Here is a 26,227-nt window from a genome sequence, read left to right on the forward strand (position 1 = left end):
GGCTTTACTCCGCTGCGACTGGTTCAAAGAGGGACGGGGGCAGGTCATAGCCCCACAGGCGGAACCGTTCCGAGAAGTGCGAGCGCACCCCTGTTGCGGTGAAGTGACCGATGATCTTGTTGTCCGGGGTCAGGCCGACGCGCTGGAAGCGGAAGATTTCCTGCATCGAGATCACATCGCCCTCCATCCCGGTGATTTCAGTGATCGAGGTCATCCGACGCGACCCATCTTGCAGACGCGAGGCCTGCACAATCAGGTTCACAGCGCTGGAAATCTGGCTGCGGACAGCCTTGATCGGCATTTCGATCCCGGCCATGGCGATCATGTTTTCCAAACGGCTGACACCATCACGGGCGCTGTTGGCGTGGATCGTGGTCATCGAGCCATCGTGGCCGGTGTTCATGGCCTGCAGCATGTCGATAACCTCTTCGCCGCGGGTTTCTCCCACGATGATCCGGTCCGGACGCATCCGCAGCGCGTTGCGCAAACAGTCGCGCTGGCTGACTTCGCCCTTGCCTTCGACGTTGGGCGGGCGGCTTTCCATCCGACCCACGTGAACCTGTTGCAGCTGAAGTTCTGCCGTATCCTCGATCGTCAGGATACGTTCCGAGTTGTCGATAAAGGACGACAGCGCGTTCAGCGTGGTCGTTTTACCTGAACCCGTACCGCCGGAAACGATGACGTTCAGGCGGGTGGCCACGGCAGCCTGCAGGTACGCGGCCATCTCTTCAGAGAACGCGCCAAAGCTTACCAGGTCATCAATGCCCAGCTTGTCTTTCTTGAATTTACGAATGGACACCAGCGAGCCATCCACCGCAACCGGCGGCACCATGGCGTTGAAACGCGAGCCATCGGCCAGACGGGCGTCAACATAGGGGTTGGATTCATCGACGCGGCGGCCCACGGCCGAAACGATCTTATCGATGATCCGCAGCAGGTGCTTTTCGTCTTTGAAGGTGATGTCGCTGAGTTCCAGCTTACCAGCCCGTTCCACAAAGATGCGTTGGGGGCCGTTCACCAGAATATCGTTGACGGATTCATCTTTCAGCAAGGCCTCCAGCGGGCCCAGGCCGGTGACTTCGTCGTAGAGTTCCTGGTTTAGGGTCGTGCGATCCTCGCGGTTCAGCACTATGCCTTTTTCTTCCAGAATTTCGGTCGAGATGGCGCCGATTTCCCCGCGCAGCTCGGCCTCGGATGCGGTTTCCAGCGCGGACAGGTTCAGGTTATCCAGCAGGGCGCGGTGCAGTTCCAGCTTGATCTCGGACAGGCGCTCTTTGCGCTTGCGATCTTTGTCGGCGCTTGGCGCTTGCGCCGCCGCTTTGGGCATCGGCTTGCGGATCATAACGGGTTTGGACGCGGGGCTTGCTTCGGCGGCTGCCTCGGGGACTGGCTCGGGGGCCGGCGCGCGCGAGGTGGGCTGGGCATTTGGTTTTTTGTAACGTGAGAACATTTGCTAAACCCTTATTCTATCAGCTGGCTTCGGCCACTTGTTGGCCGATCTGGTGCAGATCATTCGCCAGTTTCGCGATTTCCTTGCGCAGCACGTTCTTGGGTGCACTCAGCGCCAAGGGTTGTCCGTGATCGCCGGATTGCACCACGGGTTTTCCTCCGTCCGGCATCAGCAGCTCGATCGAGATGCCAAGGCTTTCCGCCAGGCGTTTGACGCGGGATTTGCCGTTCAGATCAGTGAACTTCGGCGCCCGGTTCAAGACAAAGCGCAGCTTGTCAAAGGGCAGATCCTCGGATTGCAGAGCACGTTTGAGGCGCAGGGCGTTCTGGGCCGAGCGCATGTCCAGTTCTAGCGTGGTCAGATAGACATGAGCGGCGTTCAACACGGTCTCGGTCCAGATGACCAGGGTCTTGGGCATGTCGATAACCACATAATCAAACTGGCGGCGGGCTTGTTCGATCAAGGCTAGGACGTCCTCGGGGGTGATCAGATCCAGCGGAATGATGTCCGTGGGAGAAGTCAGCACCTGAAAATTGTCATCGTCGCCCATCAGCGCCTGCATGAACACGTCTTCGTCCATGTTCTCAGTGTCTGAAAGCATCTCGAACACAGCTTCGCGGCGGGGCAGGTCGAAATAGGTTGAAACGGTGCCGAACTGCATATCCAGATCCAGAATGCAGACACGCGGTTGGGTTTCGCCTTTCTTGGCGACGTGCGCCAGTTCCCAGCCCAGGTTCACCGCCAGCGTGGTCGCGCCGGTGCCGCCGGCCAAACCGTGCACGGCAATAACGACGCCTTCGCGGTTGTGGGCGGATTTCTTCGGAGCAACCTCGGGCACGGGGATGTACTGAGGTTCGGGCTCGGGGGTGCGAATGCGTTCGACCGCGGCCATCAGCTCGTTCTCGGGCAAGGGGTAGGGGACAAACTCGTCCGCGCCTTGGCGCAGCAGCTGGTGCAGTGCGGCCGGGGTCACGTCGTCTGCGATCAGGATCACCTTGATCCCGCGCGACTTGGCCTGACCGATGATATCGCCCAGTAGAATAAGGTTGCTTTCATCTTCGGAATCGACGGCCATGGCAATGAATTCCAGGGTCTCGGCGTCGGGTTGTTGGAAAAATGCCAGCGCATCGCCAAAGCCCAGGTCGCCCCAGCTTTCGCCCAGAAGGGTTTCCATATCCTCGATCAGCAAATCGAAATTCTGCACATCCCGGCTGATGGTACAAGCCAGCAAGGGGCTTGCCTCGGGTTGCAGGTTTGCTTCACTCGTCATCGCCTCGTCTTCCTTTTCAGATTAGCGAACGAAGGGTCGGAGCTTGGCGTTGACGTACGTTATTCATGCCCCATCCTGTGTTCGCTGCGCCCCAACAAGGGAACGCACCAATCCCATTGAAGCTAAATTCGCTTTCAACTTGGGCGGAATTAGGGCCAAAAAATCGTAATTGTTGGGAATCTTGTGACGATCAGGGAAAATCAGGGGGATTGTTCAGCCCCCTGATTTTTATTGGGTCGTCGCGAACTCTGCGCCCTCGATGGAGCTCAGGCCCGTTTCAGGACGGGCGCTGCGGATGTACTCGCGATACACCACTTCAGCGTATTTGCCGTCCAGGATCGAGGGATGACGTTTCACGAAACCGCTGACCTCGGTCACGGTGCGGCGGTTGCGGCGCTCGCGACCTTCGGTCACGACCAGCGGCTGGGTTTCCCCATGCGAGACCACAGCCTCGAGCCGCGAGCGGCTGATCCCTTGCGAAACCAGATAGTTCACGACCGTGCGGGCCCGGCGCATGCCTAGGCGGTTGTTAAAGGCGTTCGAGCCGACGGCGTCGGTGTGACCGTAAACGCGGAAACGGACCTCGGGGTATTGCTTGATCCAGCTGGCCTGTTTGCGCAGCGCGATACGCGCGTTTTCGTCCAGTTTGGACGAGTTGAACGCGAAGTTCACGGTCGAGCCAACGTCAGCGTCAAAGCGGCGGGCCAAGTCAACGACATAGCTTTTCTCGCCGCTCATCACCATCGTGTTGTTCATGGTCGAGTTGCCGAAATCGCCACCACCAATCAGGGCCCCGGCCTCGCGGGTGAAGGTGGAATAGGATTTGGTTCCGGCGCAGCCCGAAAGGGCAAGGGCGCTACCAATCATCAATGCGGGCAGAACGGAAAGTTTCTTCATCATATCAATCCATTACGTAGCCATAGGAGCCGCTGAAATCTTGCCGGGCGACTTCGCCAGCGGCGCCTTTCAGGCGGCGCGTGCCGTCGCGGGCAACCTTGCCGTTCAGGAACAGATCCTTCTCGGACGGAGGCATGATCCGGTCAGTCGGCAGGGCCAGAACCTCGCCGCGGGTGGGGGTTACAAGGTGGGCGGTGATGATGATCACCAGCTCGGATTGCGAGCGTTGATACTGAGCGCTGCGGAACAGCGTGCCCAGGATCGGGATGTCGCCCAGCCACGGAACCTGTCCGTTGGTGTCGATGAAATCATCCTGCAAAAGACCGGCCACTGCAAAGCTTTCGCCGTCACGCAGTTCGACCGTGGTCGAGGTTTCGCGGCGTCGGAATGCGTCGATAGTGAATGCGTTCGAGGTGAAACCGTTGGTCGGGTCCAGCGACGATACCGCGGCTTCAAGCTCGAGGTTGATCAGGTCGCCATCCACCACGCGGGGGATGAAGTTCAACTCGACGCCGAAGGGTTTGAATTCCACGGTCACCGCGCCGTTGTCCTGGCTGACGGGAACAGGATATTCGCCGCCCGCAAGGAACTTGGCCTCTTGGCCGGACAGGGCGGTCAGGTTCGGTTCCGCCAGGGTGCGGACGACGCCCTTGGTTTCAAGGGCCTCCAGCAACAGGCCGACCTCGACCGAGCCGGCACCAAAACCAAACAGCAGCGCGCCGTTCGCTTCCGAAGTCGCCGGGATCGAACCGCCGAGCGAGTTGCCCTGCGAGCCCGAGTTGTTGTTAGTGTTCGTGCCGCCCGAAACAGATGCGTTACCGCCAAAAATGCCACCGTCCAGCGCCAGCGAGGTGCTGAGCGATTTGGAAACGTTACGCTCCATCTCGGCGAAGCGGACTTTCAGCATGACCTGTTGGACACCGCCGACGCTCATCAGGTTCGACACGCGTTCGGGGGCATAGCGCTCGGCCAGGTCCAGGGCGCGTTGCAGTCGCGCTGCGCTGGACACGGTGCCCGACAGCACGATGCCGTCATTGGCGGTGCGGACTTCGATCTGTTCGCCGGGAAGAATCTGCCCCAGGCGCTGTTTGAATTCAGTAATATCAGCGGCCACGACCACATCGACATTGGTCAGCAGCCGTCCGGCCGCGTCCAGAATTGTCAAAGTGGTCACACCCGGCGACTTGCCCAGCACATAGATCGTGCGATCAGACAATGAAGAGATGTCAGCGATCGCGGGATTGGCGATCGACAGTTCAGCAAAGGGTTGGTCGCTTTCCACCACAACGGCCCGGTTCATGGGGACGTTCAGCGTGGTGGATGTGCCTTGTTTGACCACACGCAGGCTTTGGGCCTGTGCCGGTGCGGACAGGGCGGTTGCGCCAATTGCGAAGGACAGCCCCAAAGTGGCTGCTTGCAGAAACGATACAATTTTCATGTGACCTGCCTTTTCGATCACGCCTCGGAAGCGGGTCTTTTTGCCCGATATTGCCAGCCAGCATGGGGGAAAACGGGAAACATTGCAAGAATCAATAGGTTCGGGTGCGACTCTGTTGTGATTCTGGCCATGTTTGCCCCCTTGATGCGGCGAAATTGCAACGGGGCGGCCTGTGTACAGACCGCCCCGTATAATCTTCAGGATCGACATCAAAAGGATCAGTTGGTGCAGGGGATCGGGATTTGCACCACTTCCGAGCCACGGCGATTGCGGATCGTGCAGACCTTTTCGGACTGGGCGACCTGCTCTTCCTTGATCTGCTCGGCTTCTTTGATGCCCAGCAAAGAGCGCATGTCCACCTCAACCGACTGGGCCACGGTGTCATCCTCGGCGCCGACAAGGGCCAGTGACAGACGGCCGCTGGCCTGGGCCTGCGCCAGTGCAGCCACTTGCTGCGAGTTGGCGGTGACGGTCACGGTGCGGGCGATCGTCGCTTCGGCGTCGTCGCCATTTGCGGTCTGGTCAACAGCGATCAACTGGATGTTGGGTTGGATCAGCTTGGTCACTTCGCGACGATCATTGCGGGTGCCGGTACCAATCTCGCCGGTCCAATAGACGTCAACCACGTCACCGGGGCGCAGGAAACCGGAAACGCCGGTGGCCACGTCAACCTTGATGGTAAAGGCGCGCATACCTTTTTTCAGGCGCGAGGTCAGGCCGGCATCTTCGCCAGGTTCGGTAACCTTGATGGCCATAACAGCCTCGTTCGGCTCCATCGCGCGCAGCACGATGCGGCGCATGTCGGGGTTCTTGGGGTCGGGGAACAGATCGTCCACGGCTTTGAAAACGCCCTCGGGCAGGGAGTCTTCGGGCCATTTCGCCCAGCGGACATCCTCGGTTTTCAGAACTTCACCATAGCGAAGTGGACGCTTGGCAACGATCACTTCAACGGTCTGGATGATCTGAGCCTTCGCAGCATTCGCAGCTGCCAGTTCGTTCTGGTAGCCCGAGATGTAATTCTTGGCCATGTAGACGGCAAAGCCCGCCAGGGCCAGGCCTGCGACCAGAACAAGTCCAAAGACGGCGCGCATGACGTTTCCTTTCGATACTCGATAGCCTCAACGTCGGAGATCCGACGGGTTCGGGATTATGTCTATTTCCCGATTGTGGCTGAATGATGCCAGCCGCCGGGCAGTTTGGCGGCGTCGCACAGGCAAAGCAGCAAACAAAAAGAGCCGCGCAAATGCGCGGCCCTTTCTATCTGTCCGTCGGGCCGTCAGGCGACCCGAGGTATCACGCGCTATTAGCCGCCGATGGTGGTCGTTGCGTCAGCGGTGTTCAGAGCGGAGGTCATCTCGGTGGTCAGGGTCGAGGTCGACGATTCCACTGCGGTGAACGCTGCAACGCCCAGGCCAACAACAGCTGCGGTCAGAACGACCCAGTCAACAGTCACGGCACCGTTTTCGTCTTTGCGGAAGTTTTTGATGAATTTGATCATGGTTGTGTCCCTTCTAGGTCTGAATCTCTGCGAAACCTCGTTCCGGGCCTCTCTCACCTTGCCCCGACGTTCCGAACTGGCACCACTTTGGATGCCAAATCGGGCCGGAATTGGGCACGAACGGCACCTTTTCAGGAAATATGCAGATCAATTTCAAGCCAACGGGCGGGTTTTCGTGCCGGGGTCACTCGAATGTCGTGGTCGCGTCAGCCGCATCCAAGGCGACCTGGGTGCGCCCGGTGACGGTGCCGACGGGCTCTTCGACCAGCGGAACGATGGCGATGATCAGCCCGATGATGCCAGCCGTCAGTACGACCCAGTCGATCGTGACCGCGCCGTCTTCTTCTTTCAGAAAAATGTTTCGAAACTTTGCCATTCCAGCGCCTTTCCATTTACCAGACATGGGCGCATCGCAAGGCGGGTCACCCATCGCATTTTTCACACCGTCCCCCGTCATTCTGAAATGGCAAGCGCCGTTCAAGGGACAGTATTACAGGTTGGCTTCGGCGAAATTGCGCGTTTTGGCAAAGCTCCGGTGCCTATGAAAAAGAGCCGCGAAACAGGCGCGGCTCTTTCCGATCTCAGACCAAATTCCGTTCAGGAATTCGGGATCACGCGCTATTAGCCGCCGATGGTGGTCGTTGCGTCAGCGGTGTTCAGAGCGGAGGTCATCTCGGTGGTCAGGGTCGAGGTCGACGATTCCACAGCGGCGAAAGCTGCAACGCCCAGGCCAACAACAGCTGCGGTCAGAACGACCCAGTCAACAGTCACGGCACCGTTTTCGTCTTTGCGGAAGTTTTTGATGAATTTGATCATGGTATTAGTCCTTTAGGTTCGGTTTGCTCAGTTTTCCCACCCCGGCCTTGAGGCAGTCTCTCTGTGCCTGCTCCGTCGTGGTATGCTTAGATATAGCCAGCCGAATTGGGCGAGACTTGGGCACGAAAACAGCGAAAATTTAGTTTTTGGTAAGGTTTTTGAAAAATATTTTAACCATTTGAATATTAACAAAAAAATTACCAAATAGTGGATTTTGACCACAAAATTCCCCGTGAATATGGCGAAAATTCCAGATTTCAGCGGGGATTTGGGCCGCAAAGCTGGTTTGGTATCGGGATTTTTGCGACACTTGCGCAAAACAAACAGAGCAGTTCAGGCAATGTTCATCAGCAGTGCATTAAAACGAGGGGCCGTTGTGGCCATCTTGGCGGTGGCCAGCGGGGCCGCAGCCGAGAATCCCCCTCCGTTCCCAGATTTTACCTTTAAACGGGTCAAGCCGCCGTCCTCGGAGGGCGCTAAACGGATCACCGTACAGATTGCGCCACAGGTAACCCCGGTGGTGCCTGCCACCGAGTCGGACGCGGCGCCCCAGGCGGCTGCGCAACTCGTTCCCGCATTGGATTGGTTCTGGGCCGAGATTTCGCCCGCGTTATCAGATGGCGGACCGGGGCGGTTGGAACCTGCGCTGGTGCGGCTGGGGAATCCCCCTGCGGGAACGGGCGTGCCCGTGCCGCGCCTGTCGACGTTTTTGGGCATTGCCAGGGACCGGAACGCGGATTTGTTGCTCAGCACGGTTGGCACCAATGTCTCGCCTGCTCTTGCTCTGGCGGTGATCGCCGTGGAATTCGACGCGCTCCCGGCCGCGCCTGGCAGATTCGGCGAGGCGGACGCCGAGGATGCGGGCCAGAACATCCGCGAGGGCGTCGCCTATTTGCACGGGCTGCTTGAAGAGTTCCAGGGCGATCCGATCCTGGCCCTTGCCGCCTATTACGCTGGTGAGGATGCTGTGCGTCAGCACGAGGGTGTGCCGCCAGACCCCGAGACCCGCGCCTTTGTACCCAAGGTGCTGGCGGCCTTTGCAGCTGCGCGTGGGCTGTGCAAAACACCGCCGCAGCTGGTGTCTGACGGATGCGTTTTCAATCTGGGGGACTGACACGAAAAAGCCCGGCCGCAATGGGCCGGGCCGTGCATCGCCAATAGGGTGGGCCTTAGTCGACGATGGTTGCTTGAGTGGCTGCGCGCAGCTCTTCTTCGGTGACGCCATCGGCGGTTTCGACGATCTTCAGACCGCCCTCGACCACGTCCAGAACGCCCAGGTTGGTGATAATGCGATCCACGACCGATTTCCCGGTCAGCGGCAGGGTGCATTCTTTCAGAACCTTCGAATCGCCGTGCTTGTTGGTGTGATCCATCACAACGACCACGCGGCCAACACCGGCCACCAGGTCCATCGCGCCGCCCATGCCTTTGACCAGCTTGCCGGGGATCATCCAGTTCGCCAGGTCACCGTTTTCGGCCACTTCCATGGCGCCCAAGATGGCCATGGCGATCTTGCCGCCGCGGATCATGGCGAAGGACTGAGCGCTGTCGAAATACGCGGTCTGAGGCAGCTCGGTGATGGTCTGTTTGCCGGCGTTGATCAGGTCAGCATCCTCGTCGCCCTCATAGGGGAAAGGGCCCATGCCCAGCATGCCGTTTTCTGATTGCAGCGTCACCTCGACCCCCTCAGGGATATAGTTGGACACCAGCGTCGGGATACCGATGCCAAGGTTCACATACCAGCCGTCTTGCAGTTCCTGAGCCGCACGGGCGGCCATTTGGTTACGATCCCATGCCATTATGCTTCCTCCCGCTTGCGTACGGTGCGCTGTTCGATGCGTTTTTCGTGCTCGCCCTGAATGATGCGGTGCACGTAGATGCCGGGCAGGTGGATCGCGTCGGGATCCAGCGAGCCGGTGGGCACGATTTCCTCGACCTCGACAACGCAGACCTTGCCGCAGGTGGCGGCGGGCAGGTTAAAGTTCCGCGCAGTCTTGCGGAAGATCAGGTTGCCGGTCTCATCCGCTTTCCAGGCCTTCACGATGGCCAGATCGGCGAAGATGCCTTCTTCGAGGATGTATTCCTGACCGTCCCAGGTTTTCACGTCCTTGCCCTCGGCAATCACGGTGCCCACGCCGGTTTTGGTGTAGAAACCGGGGATGCCGGCGCCGCCGGCGCGCATACGCTCGGCCAGGGTGCCTTGGGGATTGAATTCCAGCTCCAGCTCGCCCGACAGGTACTGGCGCATAAATTCTGCGTTCTCGCCCACGTAAGAGCTGATCATTTTCTTGATCTGCTTGGTGTCCAGCAGTTTGCCCAGGCCAAAGCCATCAACGCCACAGTTGTTCGACGCGATCGTGATATCCTTGACGCCGTCCTCAACCATTGCGTCAATCAGCAGTTCCGGAATGCCGCACAGGCCAAAGCCCCCTGCGGCGATCAGCATGCCGTCCTCAAGCAGCCCGTCCAGGGCCTCGGTGGCGTTTGCGTAGACTTTTTTCATGGATGTCTCCCTCAAACCCAAAATGACGGCGCGCTGGGGAATTACCCCAACGTCGCACGCCGGTCTGAGGGGGTTCTACGCCCAGAAACTACGTAATCCAATACGTAGAAATACCAGACACAGCGAGAATCCCTTATTCCTTGGCTTTCGCCTTGGTGGTTTTGGCCTTGGTTGTCTTCTTTTTCGCGGCGGTTTTTCGCGCCGGTTTCTTCTTGGCCGCTTTTTCCGCGATCAGGGCGACGGCCATTTCCATGGTGACGTCCTTGGGGTCAGTGTCCTTGGGAAGGGTGGCGTTGACCTTTTCCCATTTCACGTAAGGACCATAGCGGCCTTCCATGATATTCACCGGCCCGCCCGATTCCGGATGCTCACCCAATTCCCTGAGCGCTTTGGCAGCGGCGCTGCGGCCACGCCCCGGGTTGGCGCGCTTTTCGGCCAGCATCTCGACGGCGCGGTTCATCCCAAGCTCGAACACGTCATTCGGATCCTTGAGGTTCACATAGACGGGCTTAGCGTCCTCGGGGCCCTTGTGCATGACGTAAGGCCCAAAGCGGCCAAAGTTGGTGCTGACCATGCCCCCATCTGGGTGATCGCCGATCTCGCGGGGCAGGGACAGCAGGGTCAGGGCCTTGTCCAGGTCCATGTCTTCCTTGCTCCAGCCGCGGGGCAGGGACGCACGCGGGGGTTTCTTGTTCTCGGGCGTTGGCTCGCCGCGCTGCACGTAGGGGCCGAACCGACCGGCCTTCAGCCAGATCTCATCGCCCGCATCCTCGCCCAGCAGACGTTCGTCGCCATCTGCACCTTCGCCCGCAATCGGGCGCGTATAGGTGCATTCGGGATAGTTGCCGCAGCCCACGAACCCGCCGGTGCGCGAGGTTTTCAGGTGCAGTTGGCCGTTGCCGCATTTCGGGCAGACACGCGGATCACTGCCATCTTCGCGCGGGGGATACAGCTGCGGGGCCAGGGCCTCGTCCAGGATATCCAGCACCTCGGCGATGCGCAGTTCGCTGGTTTCCGCAATCGCGGCGGAAAAATCACGCCAGAACCGGCTGAGTACTTCCTTGTAGTCACGATCCCCGGCCGAGACATCATCAAGCTGTTCTTCCAAATTCGCAGTGAATTCATATCCCACGTACTGACGGAAGAAGTTCAGCAGGAAAATCGTAACGATCCGGCCCTTATCCTCGGGGAACAGGCGATTTTTGTCCTTGCGGACATATTCGCGGTCCTGGATCGTGGTGATCACCGACGCATAGGTCGAGGGGCGGCCGATGCCCAGCTCTTCCATTTTCTTGACCAGCGTTGCCTCGGTATAGCGGGGCGGAGGCTGGGTGAAGTGTTGTTCGGGGGAAATATTGCGCTTCACGGCTGGCTCGCCCTGCATTAGCTGGGGCAGGCGCTTGTCGTCGTCATCCAGAACGCTGTCATCGCGGCCTTCTTCGTAGACGCGCAGGAACCCATCAAACAGCACCACCTGACCGGTGGCGCGCAGGCCAACCTGACCGTCTGCGCTGGCGATATCGACGGTTGTGCGCTCCATCCGGGCGGCTTCCATCTGGCAGGCGATGGTGCGTTTCCAGATCAGATCATACAGTTTTTTCTGGTCAGGCTCGGTCACTTTCAGGCTGTCTGCATCGCGGGTCATATCCGTCGGGCGGATACATTCATGCGCTTCCTGTGCGTTCTTGGCCTTGTTTTTATAGATCCGCGGGTTGGAGGGCACATAGTCCGCGCCATACCGATCTTTGATCGCGTCGCGGGTGGCGCTGACGGCCTCGGGCGCCATATCGATACCATCTGTCCGCATATAGGTGATGTAACCGGCCTCGTACAAACGCTGCGCGGTGCTCATGCATTGGCGGGCGCCCATGCCAAATTTTCGGCTGGCCTCTTGTTGCAGGGTCGAGGTCATGAAAGGCGCAGCGGGGTTGCGGCTGGTCGGCTTGGCCTCGACCGATTTTACGGTCAGGTCACGGCTGTTGACCGCTTGCACGGCCAGTTCGGCCTGCGTTTCATTCTCGATCGAGTATTTGTCCAGCTTGTCGCCGGCCAGAACGGTCAGGCGTGCTTCGTATTCCTGGCCGCGGGGCGTGGTCATCAGCGCTTTGACTGACCAGTATTCACGAGGGTTAAACGCCTCGATCTCCATTTCACGCTCAACGATCAGGCGCAGGCAGACCGATTGCACCCGGCCAGCCGAGCGCGCACCGGGCAGTTTGCGCCACAAAACGGGGCTGAGGTTGAAGCCCACCAGATAGTCCAGCGCGCGGCGCGCCAGATAGGCATCGACCAGCGGCTGGTCAATCTCGCGCGGGTTTTTCATCGCCTCGGTGACGGCGGATTTGGTGATCGCGTTGAAAACCACGCGGCTGACCGGGGTGTCTTTCTTGATGGCCCGGCGCTTGCGCAGCGTCTCTTCCAGGTGCCAGCTGATCGCCTCGCCCTCGCGATCGGGGTCAGTCGCAAGGATCAGCGCGTTGTCCTGTTTCAGGGCGTCGGCTATGGCTTTAACATGTTTGCGGCTGTCGGCGCCAACCTCCCATGTCATGTCGAAATCCTGGTCTGTGTCTACCGAACCGTTCTTGGCAGGCAGATCCCGGACGTGTCCGTACGAGGCCAGAACCGTGTAATCAGAACCGAGGTATTTGTTGATTGTCTTGGCCTTCGCTGGGGATTCGACAACGACAACTGGCATGAAATTTCCTTTCGACTCGCACCTCGGCCTATGGCGGCGGAAAATGTGGGTCGAAGAGGGTGTTTGTCAATGCATTGAAAACGTGTGGCGTGGTCGCACCCATCCCAAGGCTCACGGAATCAGCGACAAAAGCCCCCCCGGTTGACGTTGAATTTTCCCATCAAGCTCCAGATCCGTAAGTACCGGGCCCACGGTTCGGGCGCGGCGCCCAAGATCGCGGATCAGTTGGTCTTCGGCCATGGGTGAGGGGCCGAGGCGTTGAAGAATTTGGCTGTGGAGTTGCGCTGTCTCACGCAGGCTACGTTTTTTTGAGCGGCCGGGCTGCACGTCCGGTTGCGGCGGGGACAAGTTCAATTCGTCTTGTGCCGGGGCGGGCTGCACCGGGGGGAGGGCCTCGATCACATCTTCGGCGGTGCGGACAAGGCGCGCGCCATCGCGGATCAGCATATTGCACCCCGCTGCACGCGCGTCGAAAGGGTGTCCGGGGACGGCCATGACCTCTCGGCCCTGATCAAGGGCGTTCTTGGCCGAGATCAGGCTGCCGGATTTAGCGGCGGCCTCAATCACGATAAGCCCCTGCGCCAGCCCCGAGATAATCCGATTTCGACGCGGAAAGTGCCGGGCTTGGGGCGTAAGGCCAAAGGGCTGCTCGGACAGGCGCAAACCTGTTTTGGTGATGTCTTGACCCAGACGTGTGTTTTCAGCCGGATAAATAACGTCGACACCACCCGCCATGACGGCAAGTGTGCCGGAGTTCAGGCTTGCAGTATGAGCTGCGGTATCAATGCCGCGCGCCAGCCCGGACACAATGGCGTAACCCTGATCGGCCAGATCTTTGGCCAGGGCGCGGGCCATGCGAATCCCCAAGGACGAGGCATTTCGCGCGCCAACCATGGCGATCATCGGCCGTTTCAGTGCGTCCAGATTGCCGATCGCCCAGACGAACGGGGGCGCATCGCTGATCTGGGCCAGGGCCGCGGGATAGTCCGGGGCGCCGTGGCACAGCATACGCGCTCCCAACGCCCGCGCGGCCTTTAGTTCAGCCCAGGCGACGCCCTCGGGGCAGACCTGATAATTCTCGACCCCGGCGGCTTTAGCGACCTCGGGCAAAGCCTCAAGCGCGGCGGTGGCCGTGCCATGCTCGTTCATCAAACGGTGGAACGTCGCCGGACCCACCCGGCGAGATCGCAAGAGACGAAGCCACGATACCCGCTCATCTTCCGTGGTGGGTGGGAGTGGGGGGTGAGTGGAAGGATGAATGTTGTCGATCATCGTCGCCTCGCCTTCTTGCAGAATCAGGTTTAGCGGCAAGCCGGTTAATGGCGGGTAAACCAAAATCGAAAGTTTGGTTTACCAAGCAGGTGCGGGGCGATCTATGCGGCGGCACCCCCGACTGTCAGGCCACCGATCATCACGGTTGGCTGGCCAACGCCAACGGGCACCCATTGACCCTGTTTGCCGCAGTTGCCAAGGCCCGGATCCAAGGCCATGTCATTGCCAAGTGCCCGGATCTGCTTCAGCGCGGTCGCGCCGTCGCCAATCAGGGTTGCGCCTTTGACGGGCGCGCCGATCTGGCCGTTCTGAACGCGGTAGGCCTCGGTGCACGAGAAGACAAACTTGCCATTGGTCACATCCACCTGACCGCCGCCAAAGCCGACGGCATAGATCCCATCCTTGAGGTCCGCGACGATGTCCGCCGGGTCAGACGCACCGCCGGTCATATAAGTATTCGTCATCCGCGGCATGGGGATATGCGCGAAAGATTCGCGTCGGCCGTTGCCCGTGGGCTTAACCCCCATCAGTCGGGCGTTCTGACGATCCTGCATGAAGCCGACCAGCACGCCGTCCTCGATCAGGACGTTTTTCCCCGAGGGCGTCCCTTCGTCATCAAAACTGATCGAGCCGCGACGGTCGGGAATCGTGCCGTCATCCAGCACAGTGACGCCCTTGGCGGCCACCTGTTGCCCCATCATACCGGCAAAAATGGACGAGCCCTTGCGATTCGCATCGCCCTCCAGACCGTGGCCGACGGCCTCGTGCAGCAAAATACCGGGCCAGCCGGGGCCAAGCACCACATCCATTACGCCGGCCGGGGCAGGGACCGCATCGAGATTCACAAGGGCGATCCGCAACGCTTCGCGGGCCTTTGTTTGCCAGTCGGCCGGGTCCAGCAATCCGTCCAGACCCACACGGCCGCCACCGCCTGCCGTTCCGGTTTCGCGGCGTCCGTCCTGTTCCACGATGACCGAGATATTCACCCGCGTCATGGGGCGTACATCGCGCAGATGCGTGCCCTCGGGGCGCAGAATTTCCAGCTCTTGCAGCGAGGCCGCAATCGAGGCGCTGACCTGCACCACGCGCTTGTCCAGCCCCCGCGCAAAGGCATCCATGTCGCGCAACGTGTCCAGCTTGACCGGGAAGGAAACGCCGCCGATCGGGTCGGAATCAGTGTAAAGGCGCGTATTCGTGGCGCTTGGGGGCAGGGCCAGGGTGCCTCCTCCCTCGCCAACGGCCAGACGCGTGGTGGCCATCGCGCGGCGCAGAGCTGATTCTGAAATCTCGGTGGAATGGGCATATCCGGCGACCTCGCCATGCACGGCGCGCAAGCCGAACCCTTCGGAGGCGTCATAGCTGGCTGTTTTTACCCGACCATCGTCGAATACGATCGCTTCGGACCGCCGACGTTCCAGGAAAAGCTCGCCATCTTCCGCCCCTTGAGTGGCTTGTTTCAGCAATTCAAGGGCTTTGTCCTGGTCCAAGGATTGCTCGAACGGGCGAAAAGGCGCATCGCTCATATCTGTTTTTCCTGTCTTTTCAGCGGCGACGATTTGATCTAAATCAAAAAAAGCGTCCGTTTGCCGCAAGTGCCATTGTTGTTCTGTGAAGCAGAATATGGTTTCTAGCGGCGACAAAACAACGGGTTTTGCCGCTAGGGCAGAATTCTGCGTCAAAGATGAACAATACACACCTCAACCGATCAGGGTGACATATGAAACTGAAATCCAGCCTTCTGGCGGCAGCAGCAGCCTTTACCGCGGCCCCGGCCCTTGCCCAGGACGTGGAAACCATTGGCAAACCGCAATCTGGCCTGTTGGGCTTTCAGCCAGCCGCAACCGAACTGGCACGCGACCTGCAGTCGTTGGATCATCTGCTGTTGGTGATCATCACCGCGATCACCCTGTTCGTGGCTGTCTTGGTTGCGATCGTGATCGTGCGCTACAACCGCCGCGCCAATCCGACCCCCGCGACCTTCACCCACAACTCGCCGCTTGAAATCGCCTGGACCGTCATTCCGATCGTGATCCTGGTTTTCATCGGTGCATTCTCGCTGCCGGTTCTGTTCAAGCAGCAAGAAATCCCCGAGGGTGACATCCACATCAAGGTGACCGGCTACCAGTGGTACTGGGGCTACGAGTACACCGACCACGATTTCGGCTTTGACCAGTACATGATTGGCCATCCTGCCACCATGCAAGATGCCGACTATGATGCTGGTGCTGCTGACTTTGTGAACAGCGACGCGATGAAGGCCAAGCTGAAGGGCCTGGGCTACAACGAAGACGAATTCCTGCTTGCCACCGACACTCAGGTCGTGATTCCGGTCAACAAGGTTGTCGTCATGGACGTGACCGGTGCCGACGTGATCCACTCGTGGACCATCCCCGCATTCGGCGTGAAACAAGACGCCGTTCCCGGTCGTATCGCCCAGCTGTGGTTCAAAGCCGAGAAAGAGGGCATCTACTTCGGTCAGTGTTCGGAACTGTGCGGCAAGGACCACGCCTACATGCCGATCACCGTCAAGGTCGTCTCGCAAGAAGCCTACGAAGCATGGCTGAACGGCGCGATCGAAGAGTATGCCGGCACCCCGCGCACTCTGACCGTGGCTTCGGCCAACTAAGGATCGGATCGCGCCCCGTAACGGGGCGCATCCCCTCTACCCACTGACTGGCTGCGCGCCGTGCGCAGCTGCTGAAGGCAAACCATGAGCGACGCAAGCATCAACACCGAAACTCAGGGCGGCGAGGCCGGATTCAGCGACTATTTTGCGCTGCTGAAACCGCGTGTCATGTCCCTGGTCGTTTTCACCGCGCTGGTCGGCCTGCTGGCCGCGCCGGGTGGCGTGCATCCGTTCATTGCCTTCTGCGCTGTGCTGTTCATCGCCGTTGGTGGCGGTGCCTCGGGCGCGCTGAACATGTGGTGGGATGCAGATATCGACCAGGTGATGAAGCGCACCACTTCGCGCCCCATCCCTTCGGGCAAGGTCACTGGCGGCGAGGCGCTGGCCATCGGCCTGACCCTGTCGGTATTTTCCTGCGTCATGCTGTTTTTGGCGACCAATATCGTCGCCGCTGGCCTGCTGGCCTTTACCATCTTCTTCTACGCAGTCGTCTACACCATGTGGCTGAAGCGTTGGACCCCGCAGAACATCGTGATCGGTGGCGCGGCGGGTGCCTTCCCTCCGATGATCGGCTGGGCGGCCGTGACCGGCGGCATCAGCGTCGAATCGGTGTTGATGTTCATGCTGATCTTCATGTGGACGCCCCCCCATTTCTGGGCGCTGGCGCTGTTCATGAACTCGGATTACGAAAAAGCGGGCGTGCCGATGCTGACCGTGACCCACGGTCGCCGCGTGACCCGTAATCATATCCTGATCTACACGATCCTGCTGGCCCCCATTGCGATTGGCGCGGGCTTTACCTCGATCGGTGGGCCGATCTACCTGACCGTGGCCGTGGTGCTGAACGCGCTGTTCCTGTTGGGCGCCGTGAAAATCTGGCGCCGCAAGGAAGAGCAAGCGCAGGTCGACAAGTACCGGCTTGAGAAGTCCTTCTTCGGACTGTCGCTGATGTACCTGTTCCTGCACTTCGGCGCGATCCTGGCCGAGGCCGCCTTGAAACCTTATGGTCTGGGGGGCTGGTAAGATGGGTATCCAAGTCGAACACGAGCTTCATAAACGCCGCTTTGGCCGCAACGTTGGTGTAGGCCTGGTTCTGGTCGCCTTTATCGGCATCGTTTTTGGCCTGACGGTGGTCAAGGTGACCTCGGGCGGGCTGGGTCCGAAACCTGCTGCACAGGAGACGCAGAACTGATGGCTTTGCAAGGCAAGCAGAAAACCGTAGTTCAGCTGGTCGCCGTGGTTCTGACCATGGGTGCGCTGGCTTGGGCCTCGGTGCCGTTTTACGACTGGTTCTGCCGTGTGACTGGCTTTGGCGGTGTCACGCAAACTGCCGATGCTGGCGCGGACGTGATCCTGGACCAGACCATCAAGGTGCGTTTTGACGCCTCGAAGGAACGCGGCATGCCGTGGGAGTTCAAGCCCGTCCAGCGCGAAATGGAAATCCGAATCGGTGAGACTGGCCTGGCCTTTTACGAGGCGTATAACCCAACCAATCATCCGGTTGCCGGGCAGGCCTCGTATAATGTGGCCCCCTATGCGGCCGGGGCCTATTTCACCAAGATCGACTGTTTTTGCTTCACCGAGCAGGTGCTGCAACCGGGCGAGCGGGTGATGATGCCCGTCAGCTTCTATGTGGACCCCGAAATCGTCGAGGACCGCGAGGGCAAATACCTGTCCAGCATCACCCTGTCTTACACTTTCTACGAAATTGACGTGCCAGAGCAGCATGCTGCACTCGACACTGACACGTCCAAAACCCTAAACTAAAAGCCTCCAACGAGGGAAACGCGATGGCGCACGAAAAAAACCACGACTATCACATTCTGCCCCCAAGCCTGTGGCCCCTTCTGGGTGCTCTGGCGGGTTTCATCATGCTGTTCGGCGCGGTGATCTATTTCCACACTGAATCGCCCTGGATGCTGTTGATCGGCTTTGTTGGCGTGCTGTATGTCATGTTCGGCTGGTGGGCCGAGGTTGTGAACGAAGGCGAAACCGGCGATCACACCCCCGTGGTGAAAATCGGCCTGCGTTACGGCTTTATCCTGTTCATCATGTCCGAGGTCATGTTCTTCTCGGCCTGGTTCTGGAGCTTCTTCAAGCACGCCATGTACCCGATGGGCGAAAACAGCCCGATGGTTGATGGTGTCTGGCCCCCCGCCGGCATCGAAACCTTTGATCCCTGGCACCTGCCGCTGATCAACACCCTGATCCTGCTGTGTTCGGGCGCGGCGGCCACCTGGGCGCACCACGCGATCGCACACGAGAACAACCGCAAAGACATGATCAACGGTCTGGCTCTGGCAGTTGTTTTGGGCCTGATCTTCACTGCGTTCCAGGCCTATGAATACAGCCACGCTGCATTCGGGTTCTCGGGCAACATTTATGGCGCCAACTTCTTCATGGCCACTGGCTTCCACGGGTTCCACGTGATCGTCGGCACCATCTTCCTGTTTGTGTGCATGCTGCGTGCGATGAAGGGCCACTTCACGCCCGAATCCCACGTCGGCTTCGAGGCCGCGGCCTGGTACTGGCACTTTGTGGACGTTGTGTGGCTGTTCCTGTTCGCCGCAGTCTACGTATGGGGTGGCTAACCTTCGTTTGAGGTTGAAAAACCGCTCATAAACAGCAAAAAGCAAGACGCACGGGGAACCCCTCGTGCGTTTTCGTTTTCTAAGGGACAGCTCTGATGCGCCGCATCCTTCTGCCTTTGATCTTTGGCCTGATTGGCGCTGGTATCCTGCTGTGGCTGGGGTTCTGGCAGCTGGATCGTATGGTCTGGAAAGAGGGTGTGCTGGCCCAGATCGAGGCGCGGATCAATGACACCCCCGTTGCGATCCCCGATCAGCCCGATCCCAAGGATGACCGTTTCCTGCCCGTTACGGCGACCGGTACCATCCTGCCCCCGACCATTCGGGTTTTGGTCAGCCAGAAATCTAAGGGTGCCGGATATCGCCTGATCAATGCGATGGATCTGGACGGACGCGTGATCTTGGTTGATCGCGGCTATGTCCAGCTTGAGGCCCTGCCGTCCGAACCGCCTTTTGAAAACGTCACCGTCACCGGCAATCTGCATTGGCCGGACGAGCGAGACTTTTTCACCCCCGAAAACGATCTGACCGCCAATATCTGGTTTGCCCGCGAGGTGGACGTGCTGGCGCAGGCTTTGAACACCGATCCCATTCTGGTAATTGCCCGCGAAACCTCTTATGACGATGCCCCGGTCTCGGCCATGCCAGTGGGACCCGAGGGCATCCCGAACAACCATTTTGGATATGCCGTACAATGGTTCGGTCTGGCCGCCGTGTGGACGGCGATGCTGGGCCTGTTCATATGGCGCCAAAGGAAACCCGCGAAAGGGAAAGACACGTGAAATACATTTCGACCCGAGGCCAGGCCCCTGTCCTGAATTTCGAAGAGGCAATGCTGACCGGATTGGCCCGTGACGGCGGCCTGTACGTGCCCGAAACCATCCCGACCATGACCAAGGACGAAATCGCGGACCTGTCTGGCCTGTCCTACGAAGAAACCGCCTTTCGCATCATGCGCCCCTATATCGGCGACACGTTTACCGACGCGGAATTCAAACAGATCATCGCCAAGGCCTATGCCGGGTTCGGCCACACCGCCCGCGCGCCCATGGTGCAGCTGGACAGCAATCACTTCCTGCTGGAGCTGTTCCACGGCCCGACCCTTGCCTTCAAGGACTTCGCGATGCAGCTGATCGGTCAGCTGTTCCAGGCCGCGCTGAAGCGCAACGGCAGCCGCGTGACCATCGTCGGCGCGACCTCGGGCGATACCGGGTCTGCCGCAATCGAGGCGTTCAAGGGGCTGGACGCGGTCGACGTGTTCATCCTGTTCCCCAATGGCCGTGTGTCCGAGGTGCAGCGCCGCCAGATGACCACGCCTGCCGAACCCAACGTGCACGCGCTGGCGGTCGAGGGTCATTTCGACGATTGTCAGGCCCGCGTGAAGGACATGTTCAACGATTTCGACTTCCGTGATGGGGTGAAACTGGCCGGTGTGAACTCGATCAACTGGGCGCGGGTGCTGGCGCAGGTTGTCTACTATTTCTACTCGGCCGTGGCCCTGGGCGCGCCGGATCGCAAGGTCAGCTTTACCGTGCCCACCGGCAATTTCGGCGACATCTTCGCTGGCTATATCGCCAAGCGCATGGGCCTGCCCATCGACCGTCTGGTGATCGCGACCAACCAGAACGACATCCTGCACCGCTGCCTGACGACGGGCGAATACCGCCCCGATGGCGTGATCCCCTCGATCAGCCCGTCGATGGATATTCAGGTGTCCTCGAACTTCGAGCGCGCCTTGTTCTTTGCCTATGGTCAGGATGGCGTCGCCGTCAGCCAATTGATGGACGAGCTTAAAAATGGCGGCTTCACCGTCAGTCAGGGCGCCTTGCAGGCCCTGCAGGGACTCTTCGACAGCGGCAACTGTTCCGAGGAAGAAACCAGCGCCACGATCACCCAAATGAACGCCACCACGGGCGAGCTGATGTGCCCGCACACAGCTGTCGCCGTGAAGGTCGCGAACGAACAGCGCAAGCCAGACGTTCCGATGATTACGCTGTCCACAGCGCACCCAGCGAAATTCCCGGCGGCTGTGAAAGAGGCCACCGGCGTGCATCCGGACTTGCCAGCCCGCATGGGCGACCTGTATGAGCGTCCGGAACGGGTAACCGAGATCGGCAATGATCTGGGCGCCCTTGAATCCCTGATCCGCGAGCGTATCCAGAATTGACGGTCCAACTGCACACTCTTTCCAACGGCTTTCGCATTGTCACTGAACATATGCCGGGCTTGCAATCGGCCTCGATTGGCCTGTGGGTTCTGGCCGGAGGTCGCCACGAAAGGGTCGAGCAAAACGGCATTGCGCATTTCCTGGAACACATGGCGTTCAAAGGAACCAAGCGGCGCAGCGCCCTGCAAATCGCCGAAGCGATCGAGGATGTGGGCGGCTATATGAACGCCTATACCTCGCGCGAGGTGACGGCCTATTACGCCCGCGTGCTGGAGGCTGATGTGCCGCTTGCGCTGGATGTGATCGCCGATATCGTGCTGAACCCGGTGTTCGACCCCCGCGAGATCGAGGTTGAACGCGGCGTGATCCTGCAGGAAATCGGGCAGTCTCTGGATACGCCCGATGACATTATTTTCGACTGGCTGCAGGAAAAGGCCTATCCCGATCAGCCCTTGGGGCGCACCATCTTGGGGCCCGCTGAACGCGTCCGCGCGTTCTCGCGCGAGGATCTGGCGGGCTTTGTGGCGGAACAGTACGGGCCGGGCCAGATGATCCTGTCCGCCGCTGGCGCCGTGGACCACGATGCGCTGGTTCGCGAGGCCGAGCAGCTGTTCGGGCACCTGTCCCCGTTGGTCAATGTCGAACCAGCCCAGGCGCGGTTCCATGGCGGCGAAACGCGGACCGTAAAGACGCTGGAGCAAGCGCATTTCGCCCTGGGCTTCGAAGGACCGGACTATCGCGATCCCGCGATCCACGCAGCGCAGATTTACGCCAATGCGTTGGGCGGCGGTATGTCCAGCCGCCTATTCCAGGAAATCCGCGAGAAACGCGGGTTGTGCTATACGATCTTCGCTCAGGCGGGGGCCTACTCGGACACGGGTATGATGACTGTCTACGCGGGCACTTCGGCCGAACAACTGGCCGAGCTGGCCCTGGTTACGCTGGACGAAATGAAACGTGCCGCCGACGACATGTCCGAGGCCGAAATCGCCCGCGCCCGTGCCCAGATGAAAGCCGGGCTGCTGATGGGACTGGAAAGCCCTTCGAACCGAGCCGAGCGTCTGGCACGTATGGTGCAGATTTGGGGCCGGGTTCCCGAACTGGACGAGGTCGTACAGAAAATCGATGCGGTCACCACCCAGGATGTGAAGGCATTTGCCGAGGTCACCGCCGTGCAGGCTCCGGCCGCGCTGGCGCTGTACGGGCCGGTTGCAAAAGCCCCGAACCTGGAGGCCCTGCAGGAAAGGCGCGCTGCCTGATGCTGTTGCCCAAGCGCAAGGTTCGGATCGAAACCGAGCGGCTGACCCTGCGTCCGCCCACCCATTCGGATTTCCGCGAGTGGTCCTCGTTGCGGCTGGAAAGTCGCGCGTTCTTGCAACCGTGGGAGCCTTCCTGGGCCAGCGATCACCTGTCACGCAAGGCGTTTTCCAACCGGGTGCATTGGGCGCAGCGTTCGATCTCAAGCGGGTCGGCCACGCCCCTGTTCCTGACCCGCCGCGAGGATCAGGCGCTGTTGGGCGCGATCACGCTGGACAACATCCGCCGCGGTCCCGCACAGGCCGGCACCTTGGGCTATTGGGTCGGGCAGCGCTATGCCCGTCACGGATACATGCGTGAAAGCATTCTGGCCGTGGTGCATTATGCCTTTGCCAAGCTGGATCTCAGCCGGATCGAGGCCGCCTGCCTGCCGGAAAATGCGGCCTCGCGCCGGGTGCTTGAAACCTCGGGGTTCAAATACGAGGGCGTGGCGCAATCCTATCTGCAAATCGACGGACGCTGGCGCACACATGTTCTGTATTCGTGCCTGCGGATGGATCGCCGCGGCCGGACGGATGTTGGTCAGGCGTAAGCTCTGGACCTGACGCCATGGCGTGGTAAGGATTCTGCATGACCCTGAACGCCGCAACTCCCGACTTTCTGAACAGCCTGTCAGCCGCTTTGCCTTCCAAAGTTCTGCGCCCCGTCGAGCCGCGCTATCTGGAAGAGCCGCGCGGATCCTGGACTGGACAAGGCGCCATCGTGGCGGCGCCCTCAACAACCGCCGAGGTCGCGACCATTCTGCGCATGGCCAATGAGGCGCGCATCGGCGTGGTGCCCTATGGTGGCGGCACCGGTTTGGTGGGCGGGCAGGTGATGCCGGACGGCGCCCTTCCGATCCTGCTGTCGCTTGAACGCATGGCCCGCATCCGCGAGGTTCTGCCCTCAGAAAACGTGTTGATCGCCGAGGCTGGCGCGATCCTCGAGGATATCCATACAGCTGCCGAAGAGGTGAACCGCCTGTTCCCGCTGTCTATCGCGGCCAAGGGATCGGCCCGGATCGGGGGTAACCTGGCGACCAATGCAGGTGGCGTGAATGTGCTGCGCTATGGCAACGCGCGCGATCTGTGCCTGGGTCTTGAGGTCGTCCTGCCAAACGGTGAAATCCTGAATAACCTCAGTCGGTTACGCAAAGATAACACAGGGTATGACCTGCGGGATCTGTTCATCGGCGCCGAAGGGACGCTGGGCGTGATCACGGCCGCATCGCTGAAGCTTAGCCCTGTTCCGGCAGGCAGTGGCACTGCGTTGATGGTGGTGGGCAGCCCCGCTGCGGCGCTGGACCTGCTGGCGCTTGCGCGCGACCACATGGGCGAGGGGATCAGCGCCTTTGAACTAATCCATCGCACCGGGCTTGAGTTTCTGGCCGAGGCAATGCCTGACTTACGCCAACCCTTCGCCAGCCCACCCGAATGGTTCGTTCTGATAGATGTGGGGCTGGGGCGAGGGTTGGAGCCCTCGGACGCACTGGAGGCGTTGTTCGTTGATGCGTTCGAGCGTGATTTGGTCAGCGATGGTCTGGTTGCTCAGTCCGAGACGCAGCGCGCCGAATTCTGGGAAGTGCGCGAGCAGATCCCCACCGCGAACCGCGCGATCGGGGCGGTGTGTTCGCATGATATCTCGGTTCCGCTGGGGCTGATCCCTGATTTTATCGCGCGTGGCAATGCTGCCATCGCTCAGCTAGGTGATTTCCGCATAAATTGCTTCGGTCACCTTGGCGACGGGAATTTGCACTTCAACGTCTTTCCCCCCAAGGGCGGTAACAAGGTCGACCACGTGGCGCAGAAGGCGCAGATTAGCCGCGTGGTGCATGATCTGGTGCACGAGCTGGACGGCTCGTTCAGTGCCGAGCATGGGGTCGGTCGACTGAAAGTCGGGGACCTAGAGCGTTACGGCGACCCCGTCAAGCTGGCGTTGATGCGGCAGGTGAAACAGGCCTTTGACCCCAACGGGATCATGAACCCCGGAGCGGTCCTGCGCGGCCTTTAAGCCAGATTACAACCCGTCAAACGCACACAGGGCGTGGACATCCATACCCATGGCCTCAATCCGCTTGCGCCCACCCAGCTCGGGCAGGTCAACCACGAAAGCGCAGCCGATAATCTGGCCGCCCAGACGCTCGACCAGCTTGATCCCGGCCTCGGCGGTGCCGCCTGTGGCCAGCAAGTCGTCGACGATCAGCACGGTTTCACCGGCATCGATTGCGTCGTCATGTATTTCGACAATCGCCTCGCCATATTCCAGCGTGTATTCTTCGCTGATGGTGGTGTGGGGCAGCTTGCCCTTCTTGCGCACAGGCACAAAACCTGTGCCCAGCTGGTGCGCGACAGCTCCGCCCAGAATGAAGCCCCGCGCCTCAAGCCCCACGACCTTGTCGATGCGCATTCCGGCATAGGGGTGCAGCAGCTGGTCAATACATAGCCGAAAGCCCCGCGGATCGGCGAACAGCGTGGTGACATCGCGGAACATGATCCCCTCATGCGGAAAGTCGACGATGGTGCGGATGTAGTCTTGGACGGATTTTTGCGGAGTCATGGTGCCTTTGGGGATTGCCTGAGATTTGCTTGTATTCAGGTGTGGCCGATGTGGCGCCATTGGGCAAGACCCAAAGAAAAGACCGCCCCAATCTGGGGCGGTCTTTTTGTCAGGATATCAGTGATCGTTTGAAAAGAAACGATAAAACCGCGAGGGCAACCAGGGGACATGTGGCTTGCGCCAGTCCATCCGATCGCGCACAAGCATGGATTTTGCTGCCTGTAACGTCATTTGCTCTTCCCTTTTTGTTGTTATTGCCGCAAACAGTGTGTGCAGCAATTGGATATATGATGTATATACATTGTCTGTACGAAAAAGTCAAGTGGGATTGGGGACGCCTATCTTGGGCAATAAAGACTCAAAAAAATCGGGTAAGAAGAACAGCCAGCTGGTGCTGCGTCTGGACAAGGAAGAACGCGATGCTTTCGTCGAGCTGTGCAAGGACATGGACACCAGCGCAGCCCGCGAGATTCGCGGCTTTATCCGTCGTTTCATGAAAGAAAACAGCGAAGACTAAGGCGCTCAGCCCGCGCGGCGCAGCGTGGCGGTCAGCAGTCCCATTCCAATCAGGGTCACCCCGCCCAGACGGGTCAGCCCCCGCAGGACGGCGGGGCGGCGGATGCGCTCGCGCAGCTTGTCAGCCAGCAGGGCATAGGCCAGCGCGTTCAACGCGGCCAGACCCACGAAGGTTGCGATCATAATCGCAAATTGCGGCAGCAGAGGCGCGGCCGGGTCCACGAATTGCGGAACAAACGCGATGAAAAACCCGATGCTTTTGGGGTTCAGCGCGGTCACAAGCGCGGCATGGCCGAACACTTCGGCGGCAGCGCGCGGTCGCGTATCGCCCAGCTGGCCCAGCTTGGCCTGTCCTGCACCACGCAACATCTTGATGCCCAACCAGACCAGATACACTGCCCCAACCCACTTCAGCACGGTAAACGCCAGCGCCGAGGTCAGGACAAGCGCCCCCAGGCCCAGCAAGGACGCGGTCATCGCGATCAAATCCCCCAGCGCGACCCCGGTGGCCGAGGCAACGGCCACGCTGCGCCCCTGGCTAAGTGCATAGCTAAGCACAAGCAGGATCGTCGGGCCGGGGATCAGCAGCAACGCGGTCGAGGCCGCAACGAAGGTGAGCCAGAGTTCAATGGTCATGCC

The 26,227-nt window shown here is 60.1% G+C and carries 27 protein-coding genes; 12 read left to right on the forward strand and 15 right to left on the reverse strand.

The window, feature by feature from the left end:
* Nucleotides 1–4: 4 nt before the first annotated feature.
* The 8 genes from ACOQOQ_RS08865 to ACOQOQ_RS08900 form a co-directional block, all read right to left on the reverse strand.
* The gene (locus tag ACOQOQ_RS08865; RefSeq protein ID WP_420566632.1) at nucleotides 5–1,450 is read right to left on the reverse strand and encodes a CpaF family protein; all 1,446 of its coding nucleotides are present in this window, start codon (nucleotides 1,448–1,450) and stop codon (nucleotides 5–7) included.
* 19 nt (nucleotides 1,451–1,469) lie between these two features.
* Complete coding sequence (locus ACOQOQ_RS08870) at nucleotides 1,470–2,720, reverse strand: AAA family ATPase (protein ID WP_420566633.1); 1,251 nt, start codon at nucleotides 2,718–2,720, stop codon at nucleotides 1,470–1,472.
* Between the two features lie 228 nt (nucleotides 2,721–2,948).
* Entirely contained in the window at nucleotides 2,949–3,617 is a 669-nt protein-coding gene (locus ACOQOQ_RS08875; RefSeq protein WP_420566634.1) for an OmpA family protein, read from the reverse strand.
* 4 nt (nucleotides 3,618–3,621) lie between these two features.
* Nucleotides 3,622–5,055: a type II and III secretion system protein family protein gene (locus ACOQOQ_RS08880; protein WP_420566635.1), complete on the reverse strand. Its 1,434-nt coding sequence runs from the start codon at nucleotides 5,053–5,055 to the stop codon at nucleotides 3,622–3,624.
* A gap of 218 nt (nucleotides 5,056–5,273) precedes the next feature.
* Nucleotides 5,274–6,146, reverse strand: a complete 873-nt coding sequence (cpaB, locus tag ACOQOQ_RS08885; protein ID WP_420566636.1) for a Flp pilus assembly protein CpaB — start codon at nucleotides 6,144–6,146, stop codon at nucleotides 5,274–5,276.
* Nucleotides 6,147–6,358: 212 nt separating this feature from the next.
* On the reverse strand, nucleotides 6,359–6,553 hold the full coding sequence (locus ACOQOQ_RS08890) for a hypothetical protein (RefSeq protein ID WP_420566637.1): 195 nt from the start codon (nucleotides 6,551–6,553) through the stop codon (nucleotides 6,359–6,361).
* A gap of 184 nt (nucleotides 6,554–6,737) precedes the next feature.
* Nucleotides 6,738–6,929, reverse strand: a complete 192-nt coding sequence (locus ACOQOQ_RS08895; RefSeq protein WP_420566638.1) for a hypothetical protein — start codon at nucleotides 6,927–6,929, stop codon at nucleotides 6,738–6,740.
* Nucleotides 6,930–7,174: 245 nt separating this feature from the next.
* Nucleotides 7,175–7,369 (reverse strand): hypothetical protein, encoded by a 195-nt coding sequence (locus ACOQOQ_RS08900; RefSeq protein WP_420566639.1) that lies wholly within the window; start codon nucleotides 7,367–7,369, stop codon nucleotides 7,175–7,177.
* A 376-nt stretch (nucleotides 7,370–7,745) separates the two neighbouring features.
* Between ACOQOQ_RS08900 and ACOQOQ_RS08905 the strand changes: the two genes are divergently transcribed.
* Nucleotides 7,746–8,483: a transglycosylase SLT domain-containing protein gene (locus ACOQOQ_RS08905; RefSeq protein ID WP_420566640.1), complete on the forward strand. Its 738-nt coding sequence runs from the start codon at nucleotides 7,746–7,748 to the stop codon at nucleotides 8,481–8,483.
* Between the two features lie 55 nt (nucleotides 8,484–8,538).
* Here the strand turns inward: ACOQOQ_RS08905 and ACOQOQ_RS08910 are convergent, their stop codons facing one another.
* From ACOQOQ_RS08910 to tldD, 5 genes are all read right to left on the reverse strand, one after another.
* Nucleotides 8,539–9,168 (reverse strand): CoA transferase subunit B, encoded by a 630-nt coding sequence (locus ACOQOQ_RS08910; RefSeq protein ID WP_420566641.1) that lies wholly within the window; start codon nucleotides 9,166–9,168, stop codon nucleotides 8,539–8,541.
* Nucleotides 9,168–9,872, reverse strand: coding sequence for a CoA transferase subunit A (locus ACOQOQ_RS08915; RefSeq protein ID WP_420566642.1), 705 nt, complete (start codon nucleotides 9,870–9,872; stop codon nucleotides 9,168–9,170). Before ACOQOQ_RS08915 ends, ACOQOQ_RS08910 begins: the two co-directional genes overlap by 1 nt.
* Before the next feature lie 133 nt (nucleotides 9,873–10,005).
* Complete coding sequence (gene topA, locus ACOQOQ_RS08920; protein ID WP_420566643.1) at nucleotides 10,006–12,567, reverse strand: type I DNA topoisomerase; 2,562 nt, start codon at nucleotides 12,565–12,567, stop codon at nucleotides 10,006–10,008.
* Nucleotides 12,568–12,678: 111 nt separating this feature from the next.
* Nucleotides 12,679–13,839 (reverse strand): DNA-processing protein DprA, encoded by a 1,161-nt coding sequence (dprA, locus tag ACOQOQ_RS08925; protein WP_420566644.1) that lies wholly within the window; start codon nucleotides 13,837–13,839, stop codon nucleotides 12,679–12,681.
* A gap of 101 nt (nucleotides 13,840–13,940) precedes the next feature.
* The gene (tldD, locus tag ACOQOQ_RS08930; protein WP_420566645.1) at nucleotides 13,941–15,362 is read right to left on the reverse strand and encodes a metalloprotease TldD; all 1,422 of its coding nucleotides are present in this window, start codon (nucleotides 15,360–15,362) and stop codon (nucleotides 13,941–13,943) included.
* A gap of 194 nt (nucleotides 15,363–15,556) precedes the next feature.
* Here tldD and coxB point away from each other — a divergent pair, with 194 nt between their 5' ends.
* The 10 genes from coxB to ACOQOQ_RS08980 all read left to right on the forward strand — a co-directional run bounded on the left by coxB (nucleotide 15,557) and on the right by ACOQOQ_RS08980 (nucleotide 24,526).
* A complete protein-coding gene (gene coxB, locus ACOQOQ_RS08935) occupies nucleotides 15,557–16,465 on the forward strand; it encodes a cytochrome c oxidase subunit II (protein ID WP_420566646.1) in 909 nt (302 codons plus the stop codon).
* An 84-nt stretch (nucleotides 16,466–16,549) separates the two neighbouring features.
* Complete coding sequence (gene cyoE / locus ACOQOQ_RS08940; RefSeq protein ID WP_420566647.1) at nucleotides 16,550–17,488, forward strand: heme o synthase; 939 nt, start codon at nucleotides 16,550–16,552, stop codon at nucleotides 17,486–17,488.
* A 1-nt stretch (nucleotide 17,489) separates the two neighbouring features.
* Nucleotides 17,490–17,657 carry a hypothetical protein gene (locus ACOQOQ_RS08945; protein WP_420566648.1) on the forward strand — a complete coding sequence of 56 codons (168 nt, stop codon included), beginning with the start codon at nucleotides 17,490–17,492 and terminating at the stop codon, nucleotides 17,655–17,657.
* The gene (locus ACOQOQ_RS08950) at nucleotides 17,657–18,232 is read left to right on the forward strand and encodes a cytochrome c oxidase assembly protein (RefSeq protein WP_420566649.1); all 576 of its coding nucleotides are present in this window, start codon (nucleotides 17,657–17,659) and stop codon (nucleotides 18,230–18,232) included. The genes ACOQOQ_RS08945 and ACOQOQ_RS08950 overlap by 1 nt, the downstream gene beginning before the upstream one ends.
* A gap of 23 nt (nucleotides 18,233–18,255) precedes the next feature.
* Complete coding sequence (locus ACOQOQ_RS08955; protein WP_420566650.1) at nucleotides 18,256–19,056, forward strand: cytochrome c oxidase subunit 3; 801 nt, start codon at nucleotides 18,256–18,258, stop codon at nucleotides 19,054–19,056.
* A 95-nt stretch (nucleotides 19,057–19,151) separates the two neighbouring features.
* Nucleotides 19,152–19,835: an SURF1 family protein gene (locus tag ACOQOQ_RS08960; protein WP_420566651.1), complete on the forward strand. Its 684-nt coding sequence runs from the start codon at nucleotides 19,152–19,154 to the stop codon at nucleotides 19,833–19,835.
* On the forward strand, nucleotides 19,832–21,220 hold the full coding sequence (thrC, locus tag ACOQOQ_RS08965; protein WP_420566652.1) for a threonine synthase: 1,389 nt from the start codon (nucleotides 19,832–19,834) through the stop codon (nucleotides 21,218–21,220). The genes ACOQOQ_RS08960 and thrC overlap by 4 nt, the downstream gene beginning before the upstream one ends.
* On the forward strand, nucleotides 21,217–22,479 hold the full coding sequence (locus ACOQOQ_RS08970) for a M16 family metallopeptidase (RefSeq protein WP_420566653.1): 1,263 nt from the start codon (nucleotides 21,217–21,219) through the stop codon (nucleotides 22,477–22,479). The genes thrC and ACOQOQ_RS08970 overlap by 4 nt, the downstream gene beginning before the upstream one ends.
* Nucleotides 22,479–23,069, forward strand: coding sequence for a GNAT family N-acetyltransferase (locus tag ACOQOQ_RS08975; protein ID WP_420566654.1), 591 nt, complete (start codon nucleotides 22,479–22,481; stop codon nucleotides 23,067–23,069). The genes ACOQOQ_RS08970 and ACOQOQ_RS08975 overlap by 1 nt, the downstream gene beginning before the upstream one ends.
* Nucleotides 23,070–23,107: 38 nt before the next feature.
* Complete coding sequence (locus tag ACOQOQ_RS08980) at nucleotides 23,108–24,526, forward strand: FAD-binding oxidoreductase (protein ID WP_420566655.1); 1,419 nt, start codon at nucleotides 23,108–23,110, stop codon at nucleotides 24,524–24,526.
* Nucleotides 24,527–24,532: 6 nt separating this feature from the next.
* Here the strand turns inward: ACOQOQ_RS08980 and ACOQOQ_RS08985 are convergent, their stop codons facing one another.
* On the reverse strand, nucleotides 24,533–25,072 hold the full coding sequence (locus ACOQOQ_RS08985) for an adenine phosphoribosyltransferase (protein ID WP_420566656.1): 540 nt from the start codon (nucleotides 25,070–25,072) through the stop codon (nucleotides 24,533–24,535).
* Between the two features lie 343 nt (nucleotides 25,073–25,415).
* On the opposite strand from ACOQOQ_RS08985, the gene ACOQOQ_RS08990 reads away from it, so the two are divergent.
* The gene (locus ACOQOQ_RS08990) at nucleotides 25,416–25,589 is read left to right on the forward strand and encodes a hypothetical protein (protein WP_420566657.1); all 174 of its coding nucleotides are present in this window, start codon (nucleotides 25,416–25,418) and stop codon (nucleotides 25,587–25,589) included.
* Between the two features lie 5 nt (nucleotides 25,590–25,594).
* Here the strand turns inward: ACOQOQ_RS08990 and ACOQOQ_RS08995 are convergent, their stop codons facing one another.
* Complete coding sequence (locus ACOQOQ_RS08995; protein WP_420566658.1) at nucleotides 25,595–26,224, reverse strand: LysE family translocator; 630 nt, start codon at nucleotides 26,222–26,224, stop codon at nucleotides 25,595–25,597.
* Nucleotides 26,225–26,227: the final 3 nt, after the last annotated feature.

The sequence above is a fragment of the Thalassovita sp. genome, assembly GCF_965218685.1.
Taxonomy (GTDB): domain Bacteria; phylum Pseudomonadota; class Alphaproteobacteria; order Rhodobacterales; family Rhodobacteraceae; genus Thalassobius.